This window comes from Pseudomonas urmiensis (assembly GCF_014268815.2).
Taxonomy (GTDB): domain Bacteria; phylum Pseudomonadota; class Gammaproteobacteria; order Pseudomonadales; family Pseudomonadaceae; genus Aquipseudomonas; species Aquipseudomonas urmiensis.
The window spans coordinates 828,983-851,589 of record NZ_JABWRE020000001.1 but is presented as its reverse complement, the minus strand read 5'-3'; the positions used below and the strand labels follow the sequence as shown (position 1 = coordinate 851,589).

Below are 22,607 nucleotides of genomic sequence, written 5' to 3'. Positions count from 1 at the left end.
GAAACAGCCTGGTTAGTGTAGGTCGCGCCCCCTACCCTGCCTGCATCTACCGCCCAGCGGTGCGCCGAGGGTCAGCGTTGCCATCAATGGAACGGGAAGATGTAGTTCATCCAGGCCGCCATGCGCAAAAGAATCTTGCGCATGGTGCCGATGTGTTCGAAGTGCTTGCTGTAGATCGCCGCCTGGCCATAGGCGCCGCCCGGCATCTGCGCGCTGTACTGGGCAAACGCCGGATCGGTGATCTCGATGATCACCGGCACCCGCCCGGGCGGCGGCGAGCCGGTGTAGCTCACTAGCGTGCCAGAAGGCTGCACCTGGCCTTCGGCAATTACCGTGATGACACTCTTCACCCGCCCTTTGAACACCTTGCCCGGGATGCCATCGAACGCCACTTCCGCTTCATCCCCCGCGACCAGGCGCAGCAGGCTGTTCTGGCGCATCCACGCAGCGAAGTACTGACCCTCCTGCGGGATGAACACCATCGACGGGCGCAGTGGCAAACGCGTCGCCATCATCCCGCGACGCAGTGACACATGGGTGACAAAGCCCTTGCTCGGGGCGCGTACCACGGTGTTGTCCAGCTCGAACTGGGCGTTGTCGATCTGCGCCTGCAGGTCGCCGACCCGGGCCAGCGCTGCTTCTTGCTCACGCCGGGTGCCGAAATTGCGCTTGATCAGCTCGTTGATGCGAAACAGATCGCCCCTTGCCGCCACCTGCTGGGCCTTGAGCGATTGCAGGCGGTACTGAAAAGGCGCGGGATCGATGCGAAACAGTACATCGCCCTCCTGCAAGACCTCGTTGCCCTTGACCGGCACATCAATCACCTTGCCGCTGACCACTGGCACCACCGGCACTGAAACGAAATAAGAACGCGCCACCTCCGAATAAGGGTGGTTGTAGTTCATGGTGAAAATCAGTGCGCCGATCATCACCACACCGCCCAATACGGCGGTGGGCACAGTCCACTTGTTTAGCGGAATGTTGAACAGCTTGAAGATTGCAATGCAGATTGCGGCGTAGGTGAGGATCAGCAGCAGGTCCATGGTCTAGATCCCCCCGCCGGACTCATACTCACTGTCTCGAGGGTTGGCCTGCCTTGCTTCCAGATGCGCCACACGCTGTTGCAGTTCGACGATCTGCTGCTGCAACTCAGCTGCTGGGCTATGGCGATCCAAGCCTGTGCTTGTGCCTATGCCCCAGCCGCGATCCTCGCGGTAGAGCATTGCCCAGATCCACAGGAACGGCCATAACGCGTGCAGGGTGAACAAGCTGACCCAACCGGTGGCGTGGATAGCGTCTTGGTGCGGATGGTTGCGATGAACGGCAATTTCGTAAGGGATGTCGTGCAGCACGATGATGCCGTAGAACAACACCAGACCTGCGAAAATCAACACACCGAGTGCGAAGTAATCAAGCATGGCTGCTCCGTACATCCAAAAGAGAGATGTGGTGGAAGCAGTTTAGTCAAGCTTGGACTAAGTATTAGGCTGAGTCGCTGGAACCCGCGTCAAAGGCAAAAAAGGCTAGCGATATAGATGAAATGGTGTCCCAGGGCAGGTTCGAACTGCCAACCTTCCCCTTAGGAGGGGGATGCTCTATCCAATTGAGCTACTGAGACACAGGTGCCGTCAATGACTGACGAACGGGCGTGACGGCGAGCATGTTAACCAGCAGGCTGGCGTTTGTCATGCTTGATTCGGGCTTTTTGCAGGTAATCCTTTTCTCTGAGTTCTAGCAGGCGTGGCCCTGCTCTGCGGCCTTAAGCAAGCCCTGACGATGCAGCAAGTCAAACAATCCCATGACCGCCTTGTGCAACGTGCTCGAGTTGTCCAGCACCTGCACACTCTGATCATCGTGCTTGGCTAGCTGGGCATTACGTTGCAGACGGTGCTCGATCTCTTCGAGCGTTTCCCGACCGCGCGCCAGCAGCCGTTGTCGTAGCACCTGCGGGGCAACATCCAGGCGAATTGCCAGTAGATTGGGATAGCGCCGACGGGCCTCAGCCAGATAACCACGCGAGCCATTGACCAAAACGTGATGCCCCGCTTCCAACCAACGGTCAATCTGCGCAGGTATGCCGTACGCAAGGCCATTAGCACGCCAATACATGGCAAACTGCCCGGCCTCGCGCATCGCTTCGAATTGCTCCGGGGTCACGCCGTGAGCCGATTCGCCCTTGGCCTCTGCCGAGCGGGTAATGACCCTGCGGGCAACTTCGACGCCGTGCGTAGTCAATTTCGCGCGAGCAGCGTCAATCAGGGAATCTTTTCCCGATCCAGAGGGTCCAATCAGGAATATCAGGCGCCCTGTCTTAGTCGGAACGCCGCTTGCGTCATGTTGCATAGCCACTATGCTCTCTAATAGGGAACCTGCGCATTCTAGGTGTTTTCCCCTGCCTTTGCCGCCCGTTACCAGATTTTGACGACAAAGGTCTGACGTCAAGACCATCCGACAAAAGCAAAACTTTTCAAACCAGTGCTCATTTCTGATAATTGGTACTGGCAAAAAGCCTTTATCCGGATCACTATTTGTCACAGAATTGACGCCAAGGAAACGGCGACATTGAGGCAAGATGAACACCCAAAATTACATGACGGTTGAACATTTTGTCGTCGCCACGGTCGTACTTCCACCGTGCGGCCAATTTGAGAACCGCTTCCCCTGAACCAGTAAACCGGTCAATTTATATGCGCCCAATGAAACAGGCTATCTATTCGAGCCGCACCGCTGACAAGTTTGTCGTCCGCCTGCCTGACGGGATGCGTGAGCGCATTGCCGAGGTAGCCCGCAACCATCACCGCAGCATGAACTCCGAGATCATCGCCCGCCTGGAACAGAGTCTTATCCAGGAAGGCGCACTGGGCGACGAGCTGAGCATGCGTTTGGATAGCCCAGAGCTGAGCCTGCACGAGCGCGAGCTGTTGCAGCGCTTCCGTCAGCTCTCTCACCGCCAGCAAAATGCCCTGGTGGCACTGATCGCCCACGACGTGGAAATGGCCGCTGACGCGTCCTGATCCCTTCCAGCGGTCAAAAAAAGAGCCAGCTAATGCTGGCTTTTTTTCGTCTGTAGTTTGCTCACTTACATGAGGAACAAGGTGGCCAAGCCAAGGAAGATGAAGAAACCACCACTGTCGGTCACTGCAGTGATCATCACGCTCGCGCCCATTGCCGGGTCGCGCCCCAGACGCGCCAGGGTCATTGGAATCAATACGCCCATCAATGCTGCCAACAGCAGGTTCAAGGTCATCGCCCCGGTCATTACCAGCCCAAGTGACCAGCTACCGTAGAGCCAGTACGCCACCGCCCCGATCACCCCACCCCAGATCAGGCCGTTGATCAGAGATACAGCCAGCTCTTTGCGCATTAGCCGCGCGGTGTTGCCCGGGCTGACTTGGTCCAGGGCCATGGCGCGGACGATCATGGTGATGGTCTGGTTGCCCGAGTTGCCGCCAATGCCCGCCACGATCGGCATCAATGCCGCGAGCGCCACCAGCTTCTCGATGGAACCTTCGAACAACCCGATCACCCGCGAAGCGAGAAACGCAGTCACCAGGTTGATCGCCAGCCACGCCCAACGGTTGCGCAGCGAACGCCAGACCGAGGCGAAGATATCTTCCTCTTCACGCAGACCAGCCATGTTGAGGACTTCGCTCTCGCTCTCCTCACGAATCAGGTCGACCATTTCATCGATAGTCAAACGGCCGATCAGGCGGTCGCTCTTGTCTACTACCGGCGCGGAAACCAAGTCGTAACGCTCAAAGGCCTGGGCCGCATCGTAGGCATCTTCGTCCGGATGGAACGACACCGGATCGGTCGCCATTACTTCGGCCACCTGCTTGTCCGGATCGTTGACCAGCAGACGCTTGATCGGCAGCACGCCCTTGAGGATACCGTCGTAGTCGACTACGAACAGTTTGTCGGTGTGGCCAGGCAGCTCTTTGAGACGGCGCAGGTAACGCAATACCACCTCAAGACTGACGTCTTCGCGGATGGTGACCATCTCGAAGTCCATCAGCGCACCCACTTGCTCCTCGTCGTAGCTCAGGGCCGAACGGACGCGTTCGCGCTGCTGGGCATCGAGGGTTTCCATCAGCTCATGAACGACATCACGCGGCAGCTCAGGAGCGAGGTCCGCCAGTTCGTCAGCGTCCATCTCCTTGGCGGCGGCGAGCAGCTCGTGATCGTCCATATCGGCGATCAGGGTCTGACGGACCGCGTCGGACACTTCAAGGAGGATGTCGCCATCGCGCTCGGAGCGAACCAGCTGCCAAACGGTCAGACGGTCGTCGAGCGGCAGGGCCTCGAGAATGTAGGCGATGTCGGCGGGGTGCAGATCGTCGAGCTTGCGTTGCAGCTCAACCAGATTCTGGCGGTGGACAAGATTTTCCACCAGGTCATGGTGATGACCTTCCTGGCGATGAGTCAGGTCTTCAACTACCCGCTGGCGCTGCAATAGATCGATCACCTGAGCCAGGCGATCCTGCAGGCTCTCTTGGGCTTTCTTTACTTCTACTTCGGTCATAGGCGAACTCCACTCCCAGCAGCGGAGCACGCCGGGGGAATCAATCGGTCAGATCTAACTTGGCAAATCGTGTTAGGGAGTAACTACTGGGTAAGTCCATGGTGGTATTCCACAAGCCCCGGCGGGGCTGACGGGCGCAATCATACACTGCAACAGCTGTCAGATCGCTTAAATTTTTGGCAAGAACAATCGTTTGCGCGATAAAGCTATGACAACGCTCGAAGCCATCAGTGCGACGGCGGCTGCCCATAAAAAAGCACAGACAATGTTCAAGCCGTAAGATGATGATCGCTCGCCTAGGCGCTGCAGGCCTAGAGGGCTTATCTGAGAGTCTAGCTGGACATCACTGACAATTCAGTGAATAGCGGAAAACAAAAAGCCCGCTATAAAAGCGGGCTTTTTGCTGTATATGGTGGACTCAGCAGGATTCGAACCTGCGACCGCTCGGTTCGTAGCCGAGTACTCTATCCAGCTGAGCTATGAGTCCAAGTTGGTAGTTTTAGACCAGGTTACCACTGGTTGAAACAAGGCGACCGTGCAAGCACAATCGCCGCGCTATATGGTGGACTCAGCAGGATTCGAACCTGCGACCGCTCGGTTCGTAGCCGAGTACTCTATCCAGCTGAGCTATGAGTCCAAGTTGGTAGTTTTAGACCAGATTACCACTGGTTATACAATCCGACCCTGCAAGCAAAATCGTCATGTTGTATGGTGGACTCAGCAGGATTCGAACCTGCGACCGCTCGGTTCGTAGCCGAGTACTCTATCCAGCTGAGCTATGAGTCCAATTCTTGCCGCGCATTATAGTTCGCTTTACCGTTTTGACAAGTACTTTTTCGTTTAATTTCAACGACTTAGCAACCTTGTCCAGCTGAAGCGCCCTACGCAAATAATGGCGGTGAAGGGGGGATTCGAACCCCCGATACCCTTATGAGGTATACTCCCTTAGCAGGGGAGCGCCTTCGGCCACTCGGCCACCTCACCGCAACACGAGGCGAATATTAAACAGCCTCCTCCTCGTTTGCAACCCTTTTTTTGAAAAAAACTTCAAAAGAATTAAAGGCTTGGCTCCTCATCCTTCTCTTTCTTGATTCGCAGGTAGATTTCCTCGCGGTGAACGGCCACTTCCTTAGGGGCGCTGACGCCAATACGTACCTGGTTGCCTTTGACACCCAGGACCGTAACGGTGATCTCACCGTCACCAATGATCAGGCTCTCGGCGCACCGACGAGTCAGAATCAACATAGCTTTCTCCTTACGCAGTTCAATCAGGGATTACAGTCTGTGATAGCCGGGCCGTGCACCAGGGACGAAGGCAGGGCCCGTGTGGCTGCCATGATGAGTAGGACAGGACTCTCCATGGCATCCAGAAACGCGAAGGGCGCGGCAAGCCGCGCCCTTCCCGAGGCAACGCCTTACTCGCCCTGACGGGCAGGGGCGTCCAGCTCGAACGCGGTGTGCAGGGCACGCACCGCCAGCTCCAGGTACTTCTCTTCGATGACCACCGAGACCTTGATCTCGGAGGTGGAGATCATCTGGATGTTGATGCTCTCCTTGGCCAGCGCTTCGAACATGCGGCTGGCAACACCGGCGTGCGAGCGCATGCCAACACCAACGATGGAAACCTTGGCGATCTTGGTGTCGCCGATCACTTCACGGGCACCGATCTCACGAGCAGTATTCTCAAGTACCTTGAGCGCCGCTTCGTATTCGTTGCGGTGCACAGTGAAGGTGAAGTCGGTGGTGTTATCGTGCGCGACGTTCTGCACGATCATGTCCACTTCGATGTTCGAAGCGCTGATCGGGCCGAGGATCTTGAAGGCAACGCCCGGGGTATCCGGTACGCCACGAATGGTCAGCTTGGCCTCATCACGGTTGAAGGCGATACCGGAAATGATCGGCTGTTCCATGGATTCCTCTTCATCAATGGTAATGAGGGTACCTGGACCCTCCTTGAAGCTGTGCAGCACGCGCAGCGGGACGTTGTACTTGCCGGCGAACTCCACCGAGCGAATCTGCAGCACCTTGGAACCGAGGCTGGCCATTTCCAGCATCTCTTCGAAGGTGATCTTCTCCAGGCGACGGGCCTGGGGCACAACACGCGGGTCGGTGGTGTAGACACCATCGACATCGGTGTAGATCTGGCATTCGTCGGCCTTGAGCGCCGCGGCCAGGGCCACACCGGTGGTGTCCGAGCCGCCACGGCCCAGGGTGGTAATGCTGCCGTGCTCGTCGACACCCTGGAAACCGGCCACCACCACCACGCGACCTGCCTTGAGGTCGGCACGGATCTTCTGGTCGTCGATCTGCAGGATGCGCGCCTTGTTGTGCGCGCTGTCGGTGAGGATGCGCACCTGGTTGCCGGTGTAGGACACCGCATCCACGCCACGCTTGATCAAGGCCATGGCCAGCAGGGCAATTGTCACCTGCTCGCCAGTCGAGACGATCACATCCAGTTCACGCGGAACCGGCTTGTCGCTGATCTGCTTGGCCAGGTCCAGCAGGCGGTTGGTTTCCCCGCTCATGGCCGACAGCACAACCACCAGGTCATCGCCCGCGTCACGGAATTTCTTGACCTTGTCGGCAACCTGCTCGATTCGTTCGATGGAACCGACAGAGGTGCCGCCAAATTTCTGTACGATCAACGCCATTTCAAAGCTGCCTCTGCCCACGATGGGCACCCAATAATCAATCCAACATGAAGCGGCCCGCTACTAGACAGCGGGCCGCTTCATCTCAAAGCCCCTGTTCGGCGAACGGCACAGCCAGGGCCAGGGCATTGTCCAGCGCAGCGACGTCAACGCCGCCACCCTGGGCCATGTCCGGACGACCACCGCCCTTGCCGCCTACCGCTGCAGCGGCCTGCTTCATCAGATCGCCGGCCTTGAGTTGGCCGGAGAGGTCTTTGGTCACGCCAGCCACCAGCACGACCTTGCCCTCATGCTCGCTGCCCAGCAGGATCACTGCATGGCCGAGCTTGTTCTTCAGCTGATCGACCAGGGCCAGCAAGGCCTTGCCATCCTGACCATCCAGGCGTGCGGCGAGAACCTTGGCGCCCTTGACCTCAACAGCCGCGTTGGAGAGATCGTCTCCGGCGGCGCTGGCGGCCTTGGCCTGCAGCTGCTCGAGCTGCTTCTCCAGCTGACGGTTGCGCTCCAGCACAGCCGACAACTTGTCGATCAGATTGTCACGGTTGCCCTTGACCAGTTGCGCGGCTTCCTTGACCTGCTCTTCGGCAGCGTTCAGGTAAGCCAGGGCCGCGGCGCCGGTGATCGCCTCGATACGACGCACACCGGAGGCCACGCCACCTTCGCTGATGATCTTGAACACACTGATATCGCCAGTGCGCTTTGCATGGATGCCGCCGCACAGCTCCACCGAGAAATCGCCGCCCATGCTCAATACGCGCACGGTATCGCCGTACTTCTCGCCGAACAGCGCCATGGCGCCCTTGCGCTTGGCGGTTTCGATATCGGTCAGTTCGGTCAGTACCTCGGTGTTCTTGCGCACTTCGCGGTTGACGATGTCTTCCAGAGCCTTGATCTGCTCTGGCTTGAGCGCCTCGAAGTGACTGAAGTCAAAGCGCAGGCGCTGGCTGTCGACCAACGAGCCCTTCTGTTGGACATGCTCACCCAGCACCTGACGCAGCGCTTCGTGCAACAGGTGAGTGGCCGAGTGGTTCAGCGAGGTAGCGTGTTGCACCTCGGCGTCGACCTTGGCTTCAACCGGCGAGCCGATGACCAGAGCACCGCTGGCGACAACGCCATGGTGCAGGAATGCCCCACCGGTCTTGGTAGTGTCTTGCACGTCGAAGCGCACAGCGCCGGACTGCAGGTAGCCAGAGTCACCGACCTGGCCACCGGATTCGGCGTAGAACGGCGTGCGATCCAGTACGACAACGCCCTGCTCGCCTTCGCCCAGCTGGTCGACCGCCTGGCCATCCTTGTACAGAGCAATGACCTTGCCCTGGCCTTCGGTGGCGTCGTAGCCGAGAAACTCGGTGGCGGTGTCGACCTTGACCAGGCTGTTGTAGTCCATGCCGAAGGCGCTGGCGGAGCGGGCACGCTCACGCTGGGCGTCCATCTCACGCTCGAAGCCAGCCTCGTCGATGCTCAGCTCGCGCTCACGGGCGATGTCAGCGGTCAGGTCCATCGGGAAGCCGTAAGTGTCGTACAGCTTGAACACCACGTCGCCTGGGACGACAGTGCCCTGAAGCTGCGACAGGTCTTGCTCGAGGATACGCAGGCCCTGCTCGAGGGTCTTGGCGAACTGCTCTTCTTCAGCCTTGAGCACGCGCTCGATATGCGCCTGCTGGCTGGTCAGCTCAGGGAAAGCTTCGCCCATCTCGGCCGCCAGTGCCGCAACGATCTGGTAGAAGAAGCTGCCCTTGGCACCCAGCTTGTTGCCGTGACGGCAAGCACGGCGAATGATCCGGCGCAGCACATAGCCGCGGCCTTCATTGGACGGCAGCACGCCGTCGGCGATCAGGAAGCCGCAGGAGCGAATATGGTCGGCGACGACCTTCAGCGAAGCCTGGCCGTCGTTGCTGCAACCGATGGCCTTGGCCGCAGCTGCCAGCAGGTTCTGGAACAGGTCGATCTCGTAGTTCGAGTGCACGTGCTGCATGACCGCACTGATCCGCTCCAGGCCCATGCCGGTGTCGACCGACGGCGCTGGCAGCGGATGCAGGACGCCATCGGCGGTGCGGTTGAACTGCATGAAGACGTTGTTCCAGATCTCGATGTAGCGGTCGCCGTCTTCTTCTGGCGAGCCGGGTGGGCCGCCCCAGATGTCGGCGCCGTGATCGTAGAAGATCTCGGTGCATGGGCCGCACGGGCCGGTGTCGCCCATGGTCCAGAAGTTGTCGGAGGCGTAGGGCGCGCCTTTGTTGTCGCCAATGCGCACCATGCGCTCGGCCGGCACGCCGACTTCCTTGGTCCAGATGTCGTAGGCTTCATCGTCACTGGCGTAGACGGTGACCCAGAGCTTTTCCTTGGGCAGGTTCAGCCACTTGTCGGAGGTCAGGAAGGTCCAGGCAAAGGTGATCGCGTCGCGCTTGAAATAGTCGCCGAAGCTGAAGTTGCCCAGCATTTCGAAGAAGGTGTGGTGACGCGCGGTGTAGCCGACGTTTTCCAGGTCGTTGTGCTTTCCGCCGGCGCGTACGCACTTCTGGCTGCTGGCAGCGCGGGTGTAGGCGCGCTTTTCCTGGCCGAGGAAGCAGTCCTTGAACTGGTTCATACCGGCGTTGGTAAACAGCAGGGTCGGGTCATTGCCCGGAATCAGGGAGCTGGAGGCGACTCGGGTATGCCCCTGCTCCTCGAAGAAGCGGAGGAAGGCTTCACGGATTTCTGCGCTTTTCATAGGTTCTTCCACGGAAACGGCGGCCGTTAAGGCAAACGCGTCGAAACGACGGCAAAGGGCCGCATTATATCGGTCCTGCAATCTCGGTGCAGTGTGTTTATGCGATGGAAACCGTCGATTGGACGGAATTTCAGCTCAACGCGGGCAAAAACATGATCGGGATGCTAAGGCGAGCGTTTGGCCGGTGGCAAGCCAATTACCGCTCAGGGGAAGGGAAAATGGAATAGGTGGTGAATTAAAAGGTTTTCATCGGTGTTTGGATCCAAGGATTTGCTTGGGTGCAGTGGCAGAACGGGGGGCGAATCGCTAACCACTATCGCGGGGCAAGCCCGCTCCCACGCTATTTTGTTCTCTCGTTCTCGCTGTCACGCCAACATGCACGCTCAACCCAGCAGCTGTGCAGAAGTCGGCACGATCAGGATGCCGGCGCGCAAGCCGTTACGCACTTTAGGGTTGGGGAAAATGATCCGCGCGCCCTCCTCCTCGACCACCCAGCGCATCTCGGCCAGGTCTTCGGCCAACAGGTAGCCTTTGGCCAACTCGGAGAAGTTTTCGATATCCGTCGGCAGGTGCAAGTTGAAAGAGTCGCTGTGCTTGATGATCTCGCGCGCCACGCTGAACAGCTGCAAACCATCGAGCGTGTCGTCGGTCGGCGGCTCGTTGCCCTCGATGATCTGGCGCAGGCGGGTCTCGAGCCGGTCGAGATTGACTTGCTCGTTCTGCCCAAATGGCCGCGCCTTGCCCAACTCCAGGGTGAAGGCTTCGGCCTCCAGCTGCTCATAGGTAAAGGCACTGAAAGTGATCGAAGACTTGCTCTGCAGCAGTACCGCCTGCATCCCCGCCGCTGCCAGGCGGGCCAGCTCGCGGCGCGAGTGCTTGCGCCCTTCCTTGTACGGATACAGCGCAAACTGCTCGATCTTCGAGCCGCGGATAGCAGTGTGCAGGTCGTAATGCAGGCGGGTGCGCTCAGGCTTGCTGAAGAACACCCGGGCGAACTGCTCAAGCTCAGCGGCGCGCAACGCTTCGAAACCACTGGAAAGCTCGTGACGGCCGTTGAACAGGCGGTTGATATCCTGCTCGATGAAACGCTCGCCCTTGCGGATCGCAGGCGGGTTGCCGAACAGGAACAGCACCCGCGCGCGCGGCCTGATCTCGCCATTGGCCACACCATGCAGCAACTTCTCGAGCAGCTCGATCGGAGCCGTCTCGTTGCCATGGATGCCGGCTGACAACAGCAGGTCGAGGCCGCAATCCTCGCCTTCAGGCGGGCGTACTTCCAACGCCCCCTCGCCCAGCCAGCGCAAACGCACGCCCCGGGTGGTCACTTGGGTCTTCTCGGCCGGTTCGTGATCGGTCAGGGTCAGCTCAAGCAATTTGCCGAGAGCGAGCATAGGCGTTTCCTTAGTGGTGGTGACCGCAGTCAGGACCGTGGACGTGGTCGTCATCGTCGCCGACTTCTGCCGACTCCATTTCCAGCTCCAGGCTGACCAGGTTGGTGGCCATCGGGCGCAGCAGCAGGTTGGCGTACTCGGTGTCGTCTTCGGCGACATCGACGCCGATCAGCAGCTGGCCGCGGCCGTCCTGCTGGATCCACACTTCTTTACCTTGCCAGACCACGGCAAACCGCGTGCAGGAGGTTTCCAGCTGGGTGCCGTCTTCATCTTCAAGGATCAGGCGCAGGGCGTCGGACATTACAATTCTCTCTTCAAGGTTGGCGTTGGAACGGATAGACCGAACCCAACATGAGGATCTGGGTCAATTCATCCAGGGCCGTACGGCACTCGACCAGCAGTTGCGGATCGGCAAGGTCGGTCTCGCTCATGCGATCGCGGTAGTGCTTGTCTACCCACCGGACCAAGGTGTCGTACAGCGACGGCGACATGATAACGCCTGGATTGACCGCCGCCAGTTCCGATTCCTTCAAGGCCACGCGCAAGCGCAGGCAAGCCGGGCCACCGCCGTTTTGCATACTCTGCTTGAGGTCGAACACCTTGACCTCCTTGACCGGGCCGCCAGTGCTGGTCAGCTGGCCGAGATAACTCCAGACCCGCTCGTTGTTGCGGCACTCCTCCGGCACCACCAACAGCATCGAGCCATCTTCACGCGAGAGCAGCTGGCTGTTGAACAGGTAGGAACGCACCGCGTCCTCTACCGCTACCGCCGCCCGAGGCACCCGGATGGCCTGGAAGTTGGCGCCCTTGCTGGCCAGTTTAGCTTGCAGTTGCGCAAGTACCGCATCGGTCTCGAGGAAGGCGTCTTCGTGGTAGAACAGCACCTCGCCGTTGCCCACCGAGATTACGTCGTTGTGGAACACCCCCTGGTCGATCACTGCCGGGTTCTGTTGAGCGTAGACCACCCCGTCGTCGCTGAGCCCATGCAGCCGAGCCACGGCCTGCGAGGCCTCGAGGGTTTGCCGAGCCGGGTACTTTTGCGGCGCCGGGAAGCGGCTGTCAAAAGCGCTGCGGCCATAGACGAAGAACTCGACCCCTGGCTCGCCATAGCTGCGACAGAAGCGCGTGTGGTTGGCCGCACCTTCGTCGCCGAACTGGGCCACCGCAGGCAGCGCCTGGTGATGAGCGAACACCTGCTCATCGGCAAACATGGCTGCCAACACCCGGCTGGTGGTCGGGTGCTCGATGCTGCGGTGGTACTTGCAGTTGAGGTTGGCAGCGGTGAAATGCACGCGACCATCGGCGGTATCGGCGCTTGGGCTGACCGTGGCGGCATTGGCCACCCACATGCTCGACGCCGAGCAGCTGGCGACCAGCAGCGGCATGGCCTCTTTCGCGGCGCGGCTGATCACCTCGGCATCGCTGCCAGAGAAGCCCAGCCGACGCAGGGCGGCGACATCCGGCCGCTCCTGCGGGGCCAGTACGCCCTGCTTGAAGCCCAGGTCGCTCAGCGCCTTCATCTTGGCCAGGCCCTGGCGCGCCGCTTCACGCGGGTTGGAGCACTGCTGACTATTGCTCTGCGAGGCCACGTTACCGTAAGACAGACCGCCGTAGTTGTGGGTCGGCCCCACCAGGCCATCAAAATTCACTTCGTAGGATTTCATCGGCTAGGCTCCGAGACCGTTTGTTATAGGGTGACGCCCGGCGTCAAAGTCGCCGGCAGGGCGAGGCTGGCGGTCTCCAGCGAAGCCACCGGATAGGCGCAGTAGTCGGCCGCGTAATAGGCACTGGCGCGGTGGTTGCCGCTGGCACCCACACCGCCGAACGGCGCACTGCTGGCCGCCCCCGTCAGCTGTTTGTTCCAGTTGACGATGCCGGCCCGGCTACGCAGCCAGAAGTACTGGTAGCGCGCACGCGAGTCTGACAACAGGCCCGCCGCCAGGCCGTACTGGGTAGCGTTGGCTTCATCGATGGCGGCGTCGAAATCGCTGTAGCGGATCACTTGCAGCAACGGCCCGAAGAATTCCTCGTCCGGGCGCTCAGCCACAGCGGTGACATCCACAATGCCCGGGGTCAACAGCGCGGCGTCAGGCTGCGGCTGGGTCATTTCCAACAGCGCTACAGCGCCATTGCCGAGCAAGGCTTGTTGCGCATCCAGCAATGCCTGGGCGGCCTGCAAGGAAATCACCGAACCCATGAACGGTGCCGGCTGCTGATCGAACGCGCCAACGCTGATCGTGCGGCTCACCTCGACCAGGCGCGCCAGCAGCGCGTCACCCCAGGCACCTTGCGGCACCAGCAGGCGGCGGGCGCAGGTGCAGCGCTGCCCCGCAGAAATGAAGGCCGACTGAATGATGGTGTACACCGCAGCGTCCAGGTCCTTGACCTGATCGACCAGCAGCGGATTATTGCCGCCCATTTCCAGGGCAAGGATCTTGTCCGGGCGTCCTGCGAACTGTTGGTGCAGGAGATTGCCGGTACGGCTGGAGCCGGTGAAGAACAGGCCATCGATACCTGGATTGGCGGCCAGGGCGACACCGGTCTGGCGAGCGCCCTGCAGCAGATTGAGAACACCCGCAGGCAAGCCGGCGGCAATCCAGCATTTGACCGTCAACTCGGCGACCTTGGGGGTCAGCTCACTCGGCTTGAACACCACGCAGTTACCCGCCAACAGCGCCGGCACAATATGGCCGTTAGGCAGGTGGCCGGGGAAGTTATACGGGCCAAACACCGCCACCACGCCATGCGGCTTGTGCCGCAACACCGCCGTAGCGTCCGCCAGTGGACCACTTTTTTCCCCGGTGCGCTCGCGATAGCTCTGCACCGAGATCGCCACTTTGTTGACCATGCTGGTCACTTCGGTGGCCGACTCCCACAAAGGCTTGCCGGTTTCTTCACCGATGCAACGCGCAAGCTCGTCGGCATTGGCCTTGAGCTGATCGGCAAAAGCCTCAAGCACGGCAATACGCGCATCCAGGCTCAGTTGCGCCCAGGCCGGGAAGGCCTGCCGCGCGGCTGTCACTGCCGCGTCGACTTGAGCGGCAGTGGCGCCCTGACCTTTCCAAACGACTGCCTGAGTGACCGGATTGAGCGATTGCAGTGGCTCGCCCTGCCCCGCTTGCCAGTGTCCCGCGATGAAATGAGTCGTCATTACTGAGCCTCCCGCGCGGCCGAAAGTGGCACCGCGCGCACATGATCGCCTGCGCCCAGGCGCAGGCGCTTGGCGGTCTGCGGATCGACCACCAAGGTGCCCGCCGCCAGGCGTGCGGGCGCTGCGGTGATGCGGCAGTCTTCGCGCTTGCGGTTGTGAATCAGATAAGGCGTGGCATCGTCGCCTGGCGTACCCACCGCCAACACCAGGTTCTGGCTCTCGCGCACGGCACGGATCTTGGCGGTCTCGCACTCGATCGCCGGGCCTGCGTCGAAGATGTCGACATAGCCTTGATAGTTGAAGCCTTCGCGCTCAAGCATGGCCAGTGCAGGCTCGGTGTCGGTGTGCACCCGGCCAATGACCTCGCGCGCCGCTTCAGACAAGAAGCAGGTATACAGCGGGAACTTGGGCATCAGTTCGGCGATGAACGACTTGTTACCCACGCCAGTGAGATAGTCCGCCTGGCTGAACTCCATCTTGAAGAAGTGCCGCCCCAGGCATTCCCAGAACGGCGAGCGACCGGCCGCGTCGGAGATACCGCGCATTTCAGCGATCACCTTCTTGCCGAACAGCTCGGGAAACTCGGCGATGAACAGCATCCGCGCCTTGGACAACAGGCGGCCATTGAGGCCATTGCGATAGTCGCTACGCAAGAACAGCGAGCACAACTCGGAATTGCCGGTCAGGTCGTTGGCCAAAAACAGCGTGGGGATTTCACGATAGATGTTCAGCTCCTGCGAAGCGCTGACCGTCAGCCCGACCCGGTAGTTGTACCAAGGCTCACGCAAGCCGACCGCTCCGGCGATGGCGCTGATACCCACTACCAGGCCTTCGTCGTTCTCCAGCACGAACAGGTAATCGGTGTCACCGCGCCCGGCTTCGCCGTTAAAGCTCTTCTCGGCCCAGCGCACCCGCTGGCCGAGGCGCTCCTCGTTGGCCGGCAAGGTGGTCAGCCCGGTCGTGCCGGTGCTACGTGCCAATTCGATCAGCGCGGGTAAATCGCTGCTGCGTACAGGACGAACGATCATGCTATCTCCTTGTGCGGCGGTCTGTGCCTGCCGCGAAACTCTGCTGCCGGTCGCGCCCCGTGGCTATCCGGCCACGGCCATCAAACGGCGACCAGACGCACGCTTGCCCCTTCACCGACACCCAGGGCCTCGGCGGCTTCGCTACTGAGGCTGACCGGCTTGCCCGGCACCCAATCGAGCTCCAGCAACACAGCGCGGTAATCCTGCAACTGGCCGTTGCACACCAGGTACGGGCGGCCACCCTTGGCCGGCGCTTGCTCAAGCTTGACCGGCACCGCGCGACTTTGCGCGATGGTGCGGATCCCTGAAGCCCGCGCATGCAGGGTGGGGCCGCCGTCGAAGATGTCGATGTAGTGCTCGGTCTCGAAGCCTTCGCGCATGAGGATGTCGAAGGTGATCTGCGCACGCGGGTGCACTTGGCCCATGGCCTCTTGGGCCAGGTCCGGCAGCAGCGGCACGTAGATTGGGTAGTGCGGCATCAGCTCGGCGAGGAAGGTGCGGCTCTTCAGGCCACACAGGCGTTCGGCATCGGAATAATTGAGGTCGAAGAAGTTGCGCCCAATGGCATCCCAGAACGGCGACTCGCCGTGCTCGTCGCTGTAGCCAACGATCTCGGTGACCACCGAATCGGCAAAGCGCTCAGGGTGAGCGGCCATGAACAGCAAGCGACCCCGCGAATTGAGCTCGGCCCAGCCAGTGCCGACCAATTCGGGCAGCACATAGAAGCTGGTCAGCAGGCTGTTGCCCGTCAGGTCGTGGCACAGCGACAGCACGTGGATCTTGTTATGGATCTTCAGCTCGCGCGACGCATGCACGAAGGTCTCGTTGCGAAAGCTGTAGAACGGCTCGGAGTAGCCCGCCGAGGCGACGATCGCCGAGCAGCCGGCCAACTTGCCAGTTTCGCTGTCTTCGAGGACGAAGAAGTAGCTCTCCTCGCCGTTGAAGCTGACTTCAGCGGCGAACGAGGTCTCGGACGCGGCGATCTTGTCGCCCAGGCGACCGGCATCATCCGGCAGCGAAGTGACACCAACGGGGCTGTCCGCAGCCATGCGCTGCACTTCATTGAGGTCAGCCATTTGCGCGGGGCGCATTACCAGCATGGTGTCACTCCTTTGGAATACGGGCCGAGTGGCTCGGCACGGAAAAACGGCGGGCGCCGTGATTATTGACTTGGCAGGCACCCGCACTGGAATTCAGCGATCGCCGGCCGGCGTTACGCACCGGGCCGGCGACAAGGGCGATCAGCCCTGGGTCAGCTTGGCGATGGCGCGCTCGAAGCGATCCAGGCCTTCATCGATGTCGGCATCTTCGACCACCAGGCTTGGCGCGAAACGCACCACGTCCGGGCCGGCCTGCAGGACCATCAGGCCTTCCTTCTCGGCCGCGTTGAGCACGTCCTTGGCCTTGCCTTTCCAGGCATCGACCAGGACGCAGCCGATCAGCAGGCCGACGCCGCGCACCTGGCTGAACAGCTCGATTTTCTCCAGGCGCGCCTTGAAGCGCGCGTGCTTGGCGGTGATAGCCGCCAAGGCCTCGGGCGTGTTGACCACATCCAGCACCGCGCAGGCGACGGCGCAGGCCAGCGGGTTGCCGCCGTAGGTGGTGCCGTGGGTGCCAACGGCCAGGTGCTTGGCCAGGTCTGCGGTGGTCAGCATGGCGCCAATCGGGAAACCGCCGCCCAGGCTCTTGGCGCTGGTGAGGATGTCTGGGGTAACGCCGTAGTGCTGGTAGGCGTACAGCGAGCCAGTACGGCCAACGCCGGTTTGCACTTCATCGAAGATCAGCAGGGCATTGTGCTCGTCGCACAGTTTACGCGCGCCTTCCAGGTAGGCCTTGTCGGCTGGCACTACGCCGCTTTCACCCTGGATCGGCTCGATCACTACCGCGCAGGTCTTGTCGGAAATTTGCGCCTTGAGCGCTTCCAGATCGTTGTACGGCACGTGGCTGATGCCGGTGATCTTCGGGCCGAAACCGTCGGAGTACTTCGGCTGGCCACCGACGCTGACGGTGAACAGGGTGCGCCCGTGGAAGCTGTTCAGGGTGGCGATGATCTCGTGCTTTTCAGGGCCGAAACGGTCGTGGGCGACGCGACGGGCCAACTTGAAAGCGGCCTCGTTGGATTCGGCGCCAGAGTTGCAGAAGAACGCTTTGTCGGCAAAGGTTGCATCCACCAGTTTATGCGCCAGGCGCAGGGCCGGCTCGTTGGTGAACACGTTGGAGACGTGCCAGAGGGTATTGGCCTGCTCAGTCAGGGCCTTGACCAGTGCCGGATGGCAATGACCCAAGGCATTTACCGCGATGCCGCCCGCGAAGTCGATCAGCTCGCGACCCGACTGGTCCCAGACTCGGGAACCCTCGCCTCGCACAGGAATGAAGGCCGCCGGGGAGTAGTTGGGAACCATGACCTGGTCAAAATCGGCACGTTGCACCGGGGCTTGCTCAACGGACATCTGAGTCTCCTGAAGAGGAACGCTGGCCTGAAAGTGGCGAGCGATGGGGGGATTGTAAGGACTGATCAGCGCCTGTCCTTGCGGCCAAGCGACAACTTGTTACAGCGCAAAACCCTGTTTTAGCCAGGCTTTCGGCAATGCGACAAACAGTGTCGCAATCGCGCAGTGTAAAGGAGGCAGGGTTTGTCGGGGAGATGGCAGCCGCAAATGGGTGAACGCTTGTTCACAGCCTAGTGCGACAGCTTGGCAGCGAGGGTGACAAGCGAGCGTTTCTCAATTGGGAGCGGTGTAGGCTCTGCTGACGCAATCGCGGGGCAAGCCCGCTCCCACGCAATCTATCCGGGGCAGATTTCAGCCGCGTTCGGCAGGGGCCGAGCTGAGCTCGAACGGGCTGTTGCTACGGCGCTGGTTGCGATCTTCGCGCGGGGTGGCGCCAAAGAAGTTGCGATAGGCGCTGGAGAAATGCGGCCCGGAAGAGAACCCGCACGACAAGCCAATCTGGATGATCGACTTGCTGGTCTGCATCAACATCTGCCGCGCCTTGTTCAAGCGCAGCTCCAGGTAATACTGGCTCGGCACCCGATTAAGGTACTGCTTGAAGATCCGCTCCAGCTGTCGGCGAGATACGCACACATGTTGGGCGATCTCGTCAGTGGTCAGCGGCTCTTCGATGTTGGCCTCCATCAGCAGCACTGCCTGGGTCAGCTTTGGGTGGCTGGAACCCAGGCGGTTTTGCAATGGAATCCGCTGACGCTCGCCACCCTCACGGATGCGCTCGACCACCAACTCTTCCGACACCGCCCCGGCAAGTTCGGCACCATGATCACGGGCCAGCACCGCCAGCAGCAGGTCAGCCACGGCCATGCCGCCACAGGCGGTCAGGCGGTCGCGATCCCAGTCGAACAGATGGCTGGTGGCGATCACCTTGGGGAAGCGCTCGCCGAAATCGTCCTGCCAACGCCAATGCACCGCAGCCCGATAGCCGTCGAGCAAACCCAACAGCGCCAGCGGATACACGCCTGCGGAAAGCCCACCGATCATGCAGCCACTGCGCGCCAGCTGCTTGAGCGCAGTAGACAACGTGGCATTGACCGCCGTGGGCGGCTCATCGGCCAGCAGCAACAGCTTGTGCACACCTTCCAGACGCCCATTCCACGGCTCACCCGGCAGACGCCAGCCTTGCTGCTCGGACGGCTCGGCCTGAAGGAACACCAGCTCGTAGACGACATCTGGATGCACCCGCTGGGCCACCAGCAATGCCTCCTCGGCCAACGCCAAGGTCAACGGCTTGGTGCTGGGCCAGATGAGAAAACCGATTCGCTGGGTGGTCATAGGGCGTGGTCCGAAACCTTGGGAAGTTCGAGTCAGTGGCGCCGGGTCAGGCTGCGCTCGCTGCGCAGCATGCCCTATTATGGTGCAAAGGTGCAGCCTTTACTTCAGGCTGCCAGAGAGAAACTGCTTGAGCCGTTCCGATTGCGGATTGACCAGCACCTCGCGCGGATTGCCCGCCTCCTCCACTACCCCCTTGTGCAGGAACACCAGCTGATTGGACACCTCGCGAGCAAAGCCCATCTCGTGGGTGACCACCACCATGGTCCGGCCTTCCTGGGCCAGCGACTGCATGACCTTGAGTACATCGCCCACCAGCTCTGGGTCTAGCGCCGAGGTCGGCTCGTCGAACAACATCACTTCCGGCTCCATCGCCAGCGCCCGGGCAATCGCCACACGCTGCTGCTCGCCACCGGACATATGCCCTGGGTAGGCGTCCTTGCGGTGCGAAACGCCGACTTTGGCCAGGTAATGCTCGGCTTTTTCCAGCGCGTCTTTCTTGCTCATGCCCAGCACATGCACCGGTGCTTCGATGATGTTTTCCAGCGCCGTCATGTGCGCCCACAAGTTGAAGTGCTGGAATACCATCGACAGGCGCGAGCGCATGCGCTGCAGCTGCTTGGGATCGGCAGCCTTGAGCGCGCCATCCTTGCCAGCGACCAGCTTGAGTTCTTCGTTGTTGAGCAGGATCTTGCCGGCATGCGGCTGCTCGAGCAGGTTGATGCAGCGCAGGAAGGTCGACTTGCCCGAACCGCTGGAGCCGATGATGCTGATCACATCGCCTGCCTTGGCGGCCAGGGACACGCCCTTGAGCACTTCATGGCTGCCATAGCGCTTGTGCAGGTCTTGGACTTCGAGTTTGTACATGCTGTCGGTTCTCACAGAGCGTTCAGTGCTTGCGCGGCGCCAGGTAGCCGAGCCAGCGGCGTTCGGCCATCTTGAACAGGCGCACCAGAATGAAGGTCAGGCACAGGTAGAACACGCCCGCCGTGATATAGGCCTCGAAAGGCAGGTAGTACTGGGCATTGACGGTGCGCGCCGCGCCGGTGATGTCGATCAGGGTGACGATCGAGGCCAGGCTGGTGGTCTGCAGCATCATGATCACTTCGTTGCTGTACTGCGGCAGCGCCCGGCGCATGGCCGACGGCAGCAGGATGCGCCGGTACATCTTGAAGCGTGACATGCCCATGGCCTTGGCCGCTTCGATCTCACCATGCGGGGTGGCCTTGAGGCTACCGGCGATGATTTCTGCAGTGTAGGCACTGGTGTTGACGGCGAAGGCCAGGCAGGCACAGAACGTCGCGCTCGACAGCCACGGCCAGAAGATGCTCTCGCGCACCGCCTCGAACTGGGCCAGCCCATAGTAAATCAGGAACAGCTGCACCAGCATCGGCGTGCCGCGGATCACATAGGTGTACAGCCAGGCGGTGATGTTCACCAGCGGCTGCTTGGAAACGCGCATCAGGCCCAGCGGTACCGCCGCCAGCAGACCGAACAACAGCGACAGCGCCAGCAGCTTGAGGGTGGTCAGCAGGCCGCCAAGATAAAGCGGCAGCGCCTCCCAGATGACGTTGTAGTCGAAGATCATAGTTCTGCCGCCTTAACGCCCACCGAGTAGCGCCTCTCGAGGTACTTCAGCGCCAGCAGCGAGACACTGGTGATCACCAGGTACAGGGCTGCCACCGCCAGGAAGAAGGTGAAGGGTTCGCGGGTGGCATCAGCCGCCTGCTTGGCCTTGAACATCATGTCCTGCAGACCCACCACCGAGATCAGCGCGGTAGCCTTGGTCAATACCAGCCAGTTGTTGGTAAAGCCTGGGATCGCCAGGCGAATCATCTGCGGCACCATGATGCGGAAGAACACCTGGCGGCTGCTCATGCCGTACGCCACGCCTGCCTCGGCCTGCCCCTTGGGAATGCCCAGGAAGGCACCGCGGAAGGTTTCCGACAGGTAAGCACCAAAGATGAAACCCAGGGTGCCGATACCGGCCACCAGCGGGTTGAGATCGATATAGTCTTCGTAGCCGAGCAGCGGCGCCACCCGGTTGAGAATGTCCTGGCCGCCATAGAAGATCAGCAGGATCAGCACCAGATCCGGAATGCCGCGAATGACCGTGGCATACATATCGCCCAGCCAGGCCAGCCAGCGCACTGGCGACAACCTTAGCGCCACGCCGATCAGGCCAAGCACGATGGCCAGGGCCATCGACGACAGGGCGAGCTGCAGCGTCAGCCACGCCCCGTCGAGGATGACTGCCCCGTAGCCTTTCAACATGATTGGGATTCCTCTAGACCCAGGGAATGAAAAATGGTGCAAACCTCAGAGTCTCTGCTGTTTGCACCATTGCACAGGTGAAACTCGATGTCTTACTGAGCGTCAGGCCCGTATATGTCGAAGTTGAAGTACTTGTCCTGGATCGCCTTGTACTTGCCGTTGGCGCGAATGGCATCAATGGCGGCGTTGATCCGCTCAGCGTTGGCCTTGTCGCCTTTGCGCACGGCAATGCCGACGCCGTCGCCGAAGTACTTCACGTCGGTGAACGATGGGCCAACGAACGCGAAGCCTTTGCCGGCGTCGGTCTTGAGGAAACCATCTTCGAGCAGGGTAGCGTCAGCCACGGTGCCGTCGAGGCGACCGGCAGCCACGTCCAGGTAGATTTCGTTCTGGGTGCCGTAAGGCACCACGGTTGCACCTTTAGGCGCCAGGACTTCCTTGGCGAAACGGTCGTGGATCGAGCCGCGCTGCACGCCGATCTTCTTGCCACTGAGCTCAGCCAGGCTGTCACTGACGGTGACGCCCTGCTTCATGACCAGGCGAGCCGGGGTCAGGTAGTAGCGCTTGGTGAAATCGACCGACTTCTTGCGATCGTCAGTGATCGACATCGACGACAGGATGGCGTCGATCTTGCGCACTTTCAGTGCCGGGATCAGGCCGTCGAACTCTTGCTCGACCCAGGTGCACTTGGCCTTCATCTCTTCGCACAGGGCGTTGCCGATGTCGTAGTCGAAGCCGGCGATGCTGCCATCGGGCTGTTTGAAGGCGAAGGGTGGGTAGGCGGCCTCGATACCGATCTTCAACGGTTTCTCATCGGCGTGCGATACCAGGGACAACACGGACAGCGCCAGGGCGCCAAGCAGTGCGAGCTTCTTCATCAGGTAACTCCATCGGTACGGGGCAATACAAGGCAGGGGTAACAGCTGCCCGAATGCGAATGGGTACAACGCGAGCCGCGAGGGGTATCGACCAAGGTCGCAGACCACGAGCGAGTGAGTGGCATTTTAACGACAGCCCGGTAGTCGATATTTCTTCAAAGCGACAACTAGTTACAGAAGCGCTTGAAACCGCGGCGGGCGATATTGACAGCTCTCACTCATT

The 22,607-nt window shown here is 60.8% G+C and carries 20 protein-coding genes and 5 tRNA genes; 1 reads left to right on the top strand and 24 read right to left on the bottom strand.

Going from position 1 to position 22,607, the window contains the following annotated elements; translation table 11 throughout:
* Positions 1-83 precede the first annotated feature (83 nt).
* From HU737_RS03900 to phnN, 4 genes are all read right to left on the bottom strand, one after another.
* Positions 84-1,043 carry an HlyD family secretion protein gene (locus HU737_RS03900; protein WP_186555925.1) on the bottom strand — a complete coding sequence of 320 codons (960 nt, stop codon included), beginning with the start codon at positions 1,041-1,043 and terminating at the stop codon, positions 84-86.
* A gap of 3 nt (positions 1,044-1,046) precedes the next feature.
* Positions 1,047-1,418: a DUF3302 domain-containing protein gene (locus tag HU737_RS03895; RefSeq protein WP_186555924.1), complete on the bottom strand. Its 372-nt coding sequence runs from the start codon at positions 1,416-1,418 to the stop codon at positions 1,047-1,049.
* Between the two features lie 123 nt (positions 1,419-1,541).
* Positions 1,542-1,618, bottom strand: a tRNA-Arg gene (locus HU737_RS03890).
* A 113-nt stretch (positions 1,619-1,731) separates the two neighbouring features.
* Positions 1,732-2,343 (bottom strand): phosphonate metabolism protein/1,5-bisphosphokinase (PRPP-forming) PhnN, encoded by a 612-nt coding sequence (gene phnN / locus HU737_RS03885; protein ID WP_186555923.1) that lies wholly within the window; start codon positions 2,341-2,343, stop codon positions 1,732-1,734.
* A 344-nt stretch (positions 2,344-2,687) separates the two neighbouring features.
* Here phnN and HU737_RS03880 point away from each other — a divergent pair, with 344 nt between their 5' ends.
* Complete coding sequence (locus tag HU737_RS03880) at positions 2,688-3,014, top strand: Arc family DNA-binding protein (protein ID WP_003254499.1); 327 nt, start codon at positions 2,688-2,690, stop codon at positions 3,012-3,014.
* A 65-nt stretch (positions 3,015-3,079) separates the two neighbouring features.
* Here the strand turns inward: HU737_RS03880 and mgtE are convergent, their stop codons facing one another.
* From mgtE to HU737_RS03780, 20 genes are all read right to left on the bottom strand, one after another.
* Entirely contained in the window at positions 3,080-4,522 is a 1,443-nt protein-coding gene (gene mgtE / locus HU737_RS03875) for a magnesium transporter (RefSeq protein WP_186555922.1), read from the bottom strand.
* A 410-nt stretch (positions 4,523-4,932) separates the two neighbouring features.
* Positions 4,933-5,009, bottom strand: a tRNA-Arg gene (locus HU737_RS03870).
* A gap of 73 nt (positions 5,010-5,082) precedes the next feature.
* Positions 5,083-5,159 (bottom strand) — tRNA-Arg (locus tag HU737_RS03865).
* A gap of 72 nt (positions 5,160-5,231) precedes the next feature.
* A tRNA-Arg gene (locus tag HU737_RS03860) sits at positions 5,232-5,308 on the bottom strand.
* A gap of 107 nt (positions 5,309-5,415) precedes the next feature.
* A tRNA-Ser gene (locus HU737_RS03855) sits at positions 5,416-5,506 on the bottom strand.
* Between the two features lie 72 nt (positions 5,507-5,578).
* Complete coding sequence (gene csrA, locus HU737_RS03850; protein ID WP_003254503.1) at positions 5,579-5,767, bottom strand: carbon storage regulator CsrA; 189 nt, start codon at positions 5,765-5,767, stop codon at positions 5,579-5,581.
* Between the two features lie 170 nt (positions 5,768-5,937).
* Positions 5,938-7,173, bottom strand: coding sequence for an aspartate kinase (locus tag HU737_RS03845; RefSeq protein WP_186557431.1), 1,236 nt, complete (start codon positions 7,171-7,173; stop codon positions 5,938-5,940).
* Between the two features lie 85 nt (positions 7,174-7,258).
* Positions 7,259-9,883, bottom strand: a complete 2,625-nt coding sequence (alaS, locus tag HU737_RS03840) for an alanine--tRNA ligase (protein WP_186557430.1) — start codon at positions 9,881-9,883, stop codon at positions 7,259-7,261.
* Positions 9,884-10,266: 383 nt separating this feature from the next.
* Positions 10,267-11,274, bottom strand: coding sequence for a succinylglutamate desuccinylase (gene astE, locus HU737_RS03835; RefSeq protein ID WP_186557429.1), 1,008 nt, complete (start codon positions 11,272-11,274; stop codon positions 10,267-10,269).
* Between the two features lie 10 nt (positions 11,275-11,284).
* Positions 11,285-11,575 carry a topoisomerase II gene (locus HU737_RS03830; RefSeq protein ID WP_186557428.1) on the bottom strand — a complete coding sequence of 97 codons (291 nt, stop codon included), beginning with the start codon at positions 11,573-11,575 and terminating at the stop codon, positions 11,285-11,287.
* A gap of 13 nt (positions 11,576-11,588) precedes the next feature.
* Positions 11,589-12,938, bottom strand: a complete 1,350-nt coding sequence (gene astB / locus HU737_RS03825; protein ID WP_186557427.1) for an N-succinylarginine dihydrolase — start codon at positions 12,936-12,938, stop codon at positions 11,589-11,591.
* 23 nt (positions 12,939-12,961) lie between these two features.
* On the bottom strand, positions 12,962-14,425 hold the full coding sequence (astD, locus tag HU737_RS03820) for a succinylglutamate-semialdehyde dehydrogenase (RefSeq protein ID WP_186557426.1): 1,464 nt from the start codon (positions 14,423-14,425) through the stop codon (positions 12,962-12,964).
* A complete protein-coding gene (gene astA / locus HU737_RS03815; RefSeq protein ID WP_186557425.1) occupies positions 14,425-15,453 on the bottom strand; it encodes an arginine N-succinyltransferase in 1,029 nt (342 codons plus the stop codon). Before astA ends, astD begins: the two co-directional genes overlap by 1 nt.
* An 80-nt stretch (positions 15,454-15,533) precedes the next feature.
* Positions 15,534-16,553 carry an arginine/ornithine succinyltransferase subunit alpha gene (gene aruF / locus HU737_RS03810; protein WP_186557424.1) on the bottom strand — a complete coding sequence of 340 codons (1,020 nt, stop codon included), beginning with the start codon at positions 16,551-16,553 and terminating at the stop codon, positions 15,534-15,536.
* 141 nt (positions 16,554-16,694) lie between these two features.
* Entirely contained in the window at positions 16,695-17,903 is a 1,209-nt protein-coding gene (locus tag HU737_RS03805; RefSeq protein WP_186557423.1) for an aspartate aminotransferase family protein, read from the bottom strand.
* 351 nt (positions 17,904-18,254) lie between these two features.
* Positions 18,255-19,235, bottom strand: a complete 981-nt coding sequence (gene argR / locus HU737_RS03800) for a transcriptional regulator ArgR (protein ID WP_186557422.1) — start codon at positions 19,233-19,235, stop codon at positions 18,255-18,257.
* 99 nt (positions 19,236-19,334) lie between these two features.
* Positions 19,335-20,099 carry an ABC transporter ATP-binding protein gene (locus tag HU737_RS03795; protein ID WP_186557421.1) on the bottom strand — a complete coding sequence of 255 codons (765 nt, stop codon included), beginning with the start codon at positions 20,097-20,099 and terminating at the stop codon, positions 19,335-19,337.
* Between the two features lie 22 nt (positions 20,100-20,121).
* Complete coding sequence (locus HU737_RS03790; protein ID WP_186557420.1) at positions 20,122-20,820, bottom strand: ABC transporter permease; 699 nt, start codon at positions 20,818-20,820, stop codon at positions 20,122-20,124.
* The gene (locus HU737_RS03785; protein ID WP_186557419.1) at positions 20,817-21,506 is read right to left on the bottom strand and encodes an ABC transporter permease; all 690 of its coding nucleotides are present in this window, start codon (positions 21,504-21,506) and stop codon (positions 20,817-20,819) included. The genes HU737_RS03790 and HU737_RS03785 overlap by 4 nt, the downstream gene beginning before the upstream one ends.
* Before the next feature lie 92 nt (positions 21,507-21,598).
* Positions 21,599-22,384, bottom strand: a complete 786-nt coding sequence (locus HU737_RS03780; RefSeq protein WP_186557418.1) for an ABC transporter substrate-binding protein — start codon at positions 22,382-22,384, stop codon at positions 21,599-21,601.
* Positions 22,385-22,607: the final 223 nt, after the last annotated feature.

Excerpts from the sequence above, each read along its gene's own strand:
- argR (WP_186557422.1), bottom strand. The coding sequence starts at position 19,235 with ATGACCACCCAGCGAATCGGTTTTCTCATCTGGCCCAGCACCAAGCCG.
- HU737_RS03845 (WP_186557431.1), bottom strand. The coding sequence starts at position 7,173 with ATGGCGTTGATCGTACAGAAATTTGGCGGCACCTCTGTCGGTTCCATC.
- alaS (WP_186557430.1), bottom strand. The coding sequence starts at position 9,883 with ATGAAAAGCGCAGAAATCCGTGAAGCCTTCCTCCGCTTCTTCGAGGAG.
- astE (WP_186557429.1), bottom strand. The coding sequence starts at position 11,274 with ATGCTCGCTCTCGGCAAATTGCTTGAGCTGACCCTGACCGATCACGAA.
- HU737_RS03830 (WP_186557428.1), bottom strand. The coding sequence starts at position 11,575 with ATGTCCGACGCCCTGCGCCTGATCCTTGAAGATGAAGACGGCACCCAG.
- HU737_RS03895 (WP_186555924.1), bottom strand. The coding sequence starts at position 1,418 with ATGCTTGATTACTTCGCACTCGGTGTGTTGATTTTCGCAGGTCTGGTG.
- HU737_RS03805 (WP_186557423.1), bottom strand. The coding sequence starts at position 17,903 with ATGTCCGTTGAGCAAGCCCCGGTGCAACGTGCCGATTTTGACCAGGTC.
- HU737_RS03780 (WP_186557418.1), bottom strand. The coding sequence starts at position 22,384 with ATGAAGAAGCTCGCACTGCTTGGCGCCCTGGCGCTGTCCGTGTTGTCC.
- mgtE (WP_186555922.1), bottom strand. The coding sequence starts at position 4,522 with ATGACCGAAGTAGAAGTAAAGAAAGCCCAAGAGAGCCTGCAGGATCGC.
- csrA (WP_003254503.1), bottom strand. The coding sequence starts at position 5,767 with ATGTTGATTCTGACTCGTCGGTGCGCCGAGAGCCTGATCATTGGTGAC.
- HU737_RS03785 (WP_186557419.1), bottom strand. The coding sequence starts at position 21,506 with ATGTTGAAAGGCTACGGGGCAGTCATCCTCGACGGGGCGTGGCTGACG.
- astD (WP_186557426.1), bottom strand. The coding sequence starts at position 14,425 with ATGACGACTCATTTCATCGCGGGACACTGGCAAGCGGGGCAGGGCGAG.
- phnN (WP_186555923.1), bottom strand. The coding sequence starts at position 2,343 with ATGCAACATGACGCAAGCGGCGTTCCGACTAAGACAGGGCGCCTGATA.
- aruF (WP_186557424.1), bottom strand. The coding sequence starts at position 16,553 with ATGCTGGTAATGCGCCCCGCGCAAATGGCTGACCTCAATGAAGTGCAG.
- astA (WP_186557425.1), bottom strand. The coding sequence starts at position 15,453 with ATGATCGTTCGTCCTGTACGCAGCAGCGATTTACCCGCGCTGATCGAA.
- HU737_RS03880 (WP_003254499.1), top strand. The coding sequence starts at position 2,688 with ATGCGCCCAATGAAACAGGCTATCTATTCGAGCCGCACCGCTGACAAG.
- HU737_RS03795 (WP_186557421.1), bottom strand. The coding sequence starts at position 20,099 with ATGTACAAACTCGAAGTCCAAGACCTGCACAAGCGCTATGGCAGCCAT.
- HU737_RS03790 (WP_186557420.1), bottom strand. The coding sequence starts at position 20,820 with ATGATCTTCGACTACAACGTCATCTGGGAGGCGCTGCCGCTTTATCTT.
- astB (WP_186557427.1), bottom strand. The coding sequence starts at position 12,938 with ATGAAATCCTACGAAGTGAATTTTGATGGCCTGGTGGGGCCGACCCAC.
- HU737_RS03900 (WP_186555925.1), bottom strand. The coding sequence starts at position 1,043 with ATGGACCTGCTGCTGATCCTCACCTACGCCGCAATCTGCATTGCAATC.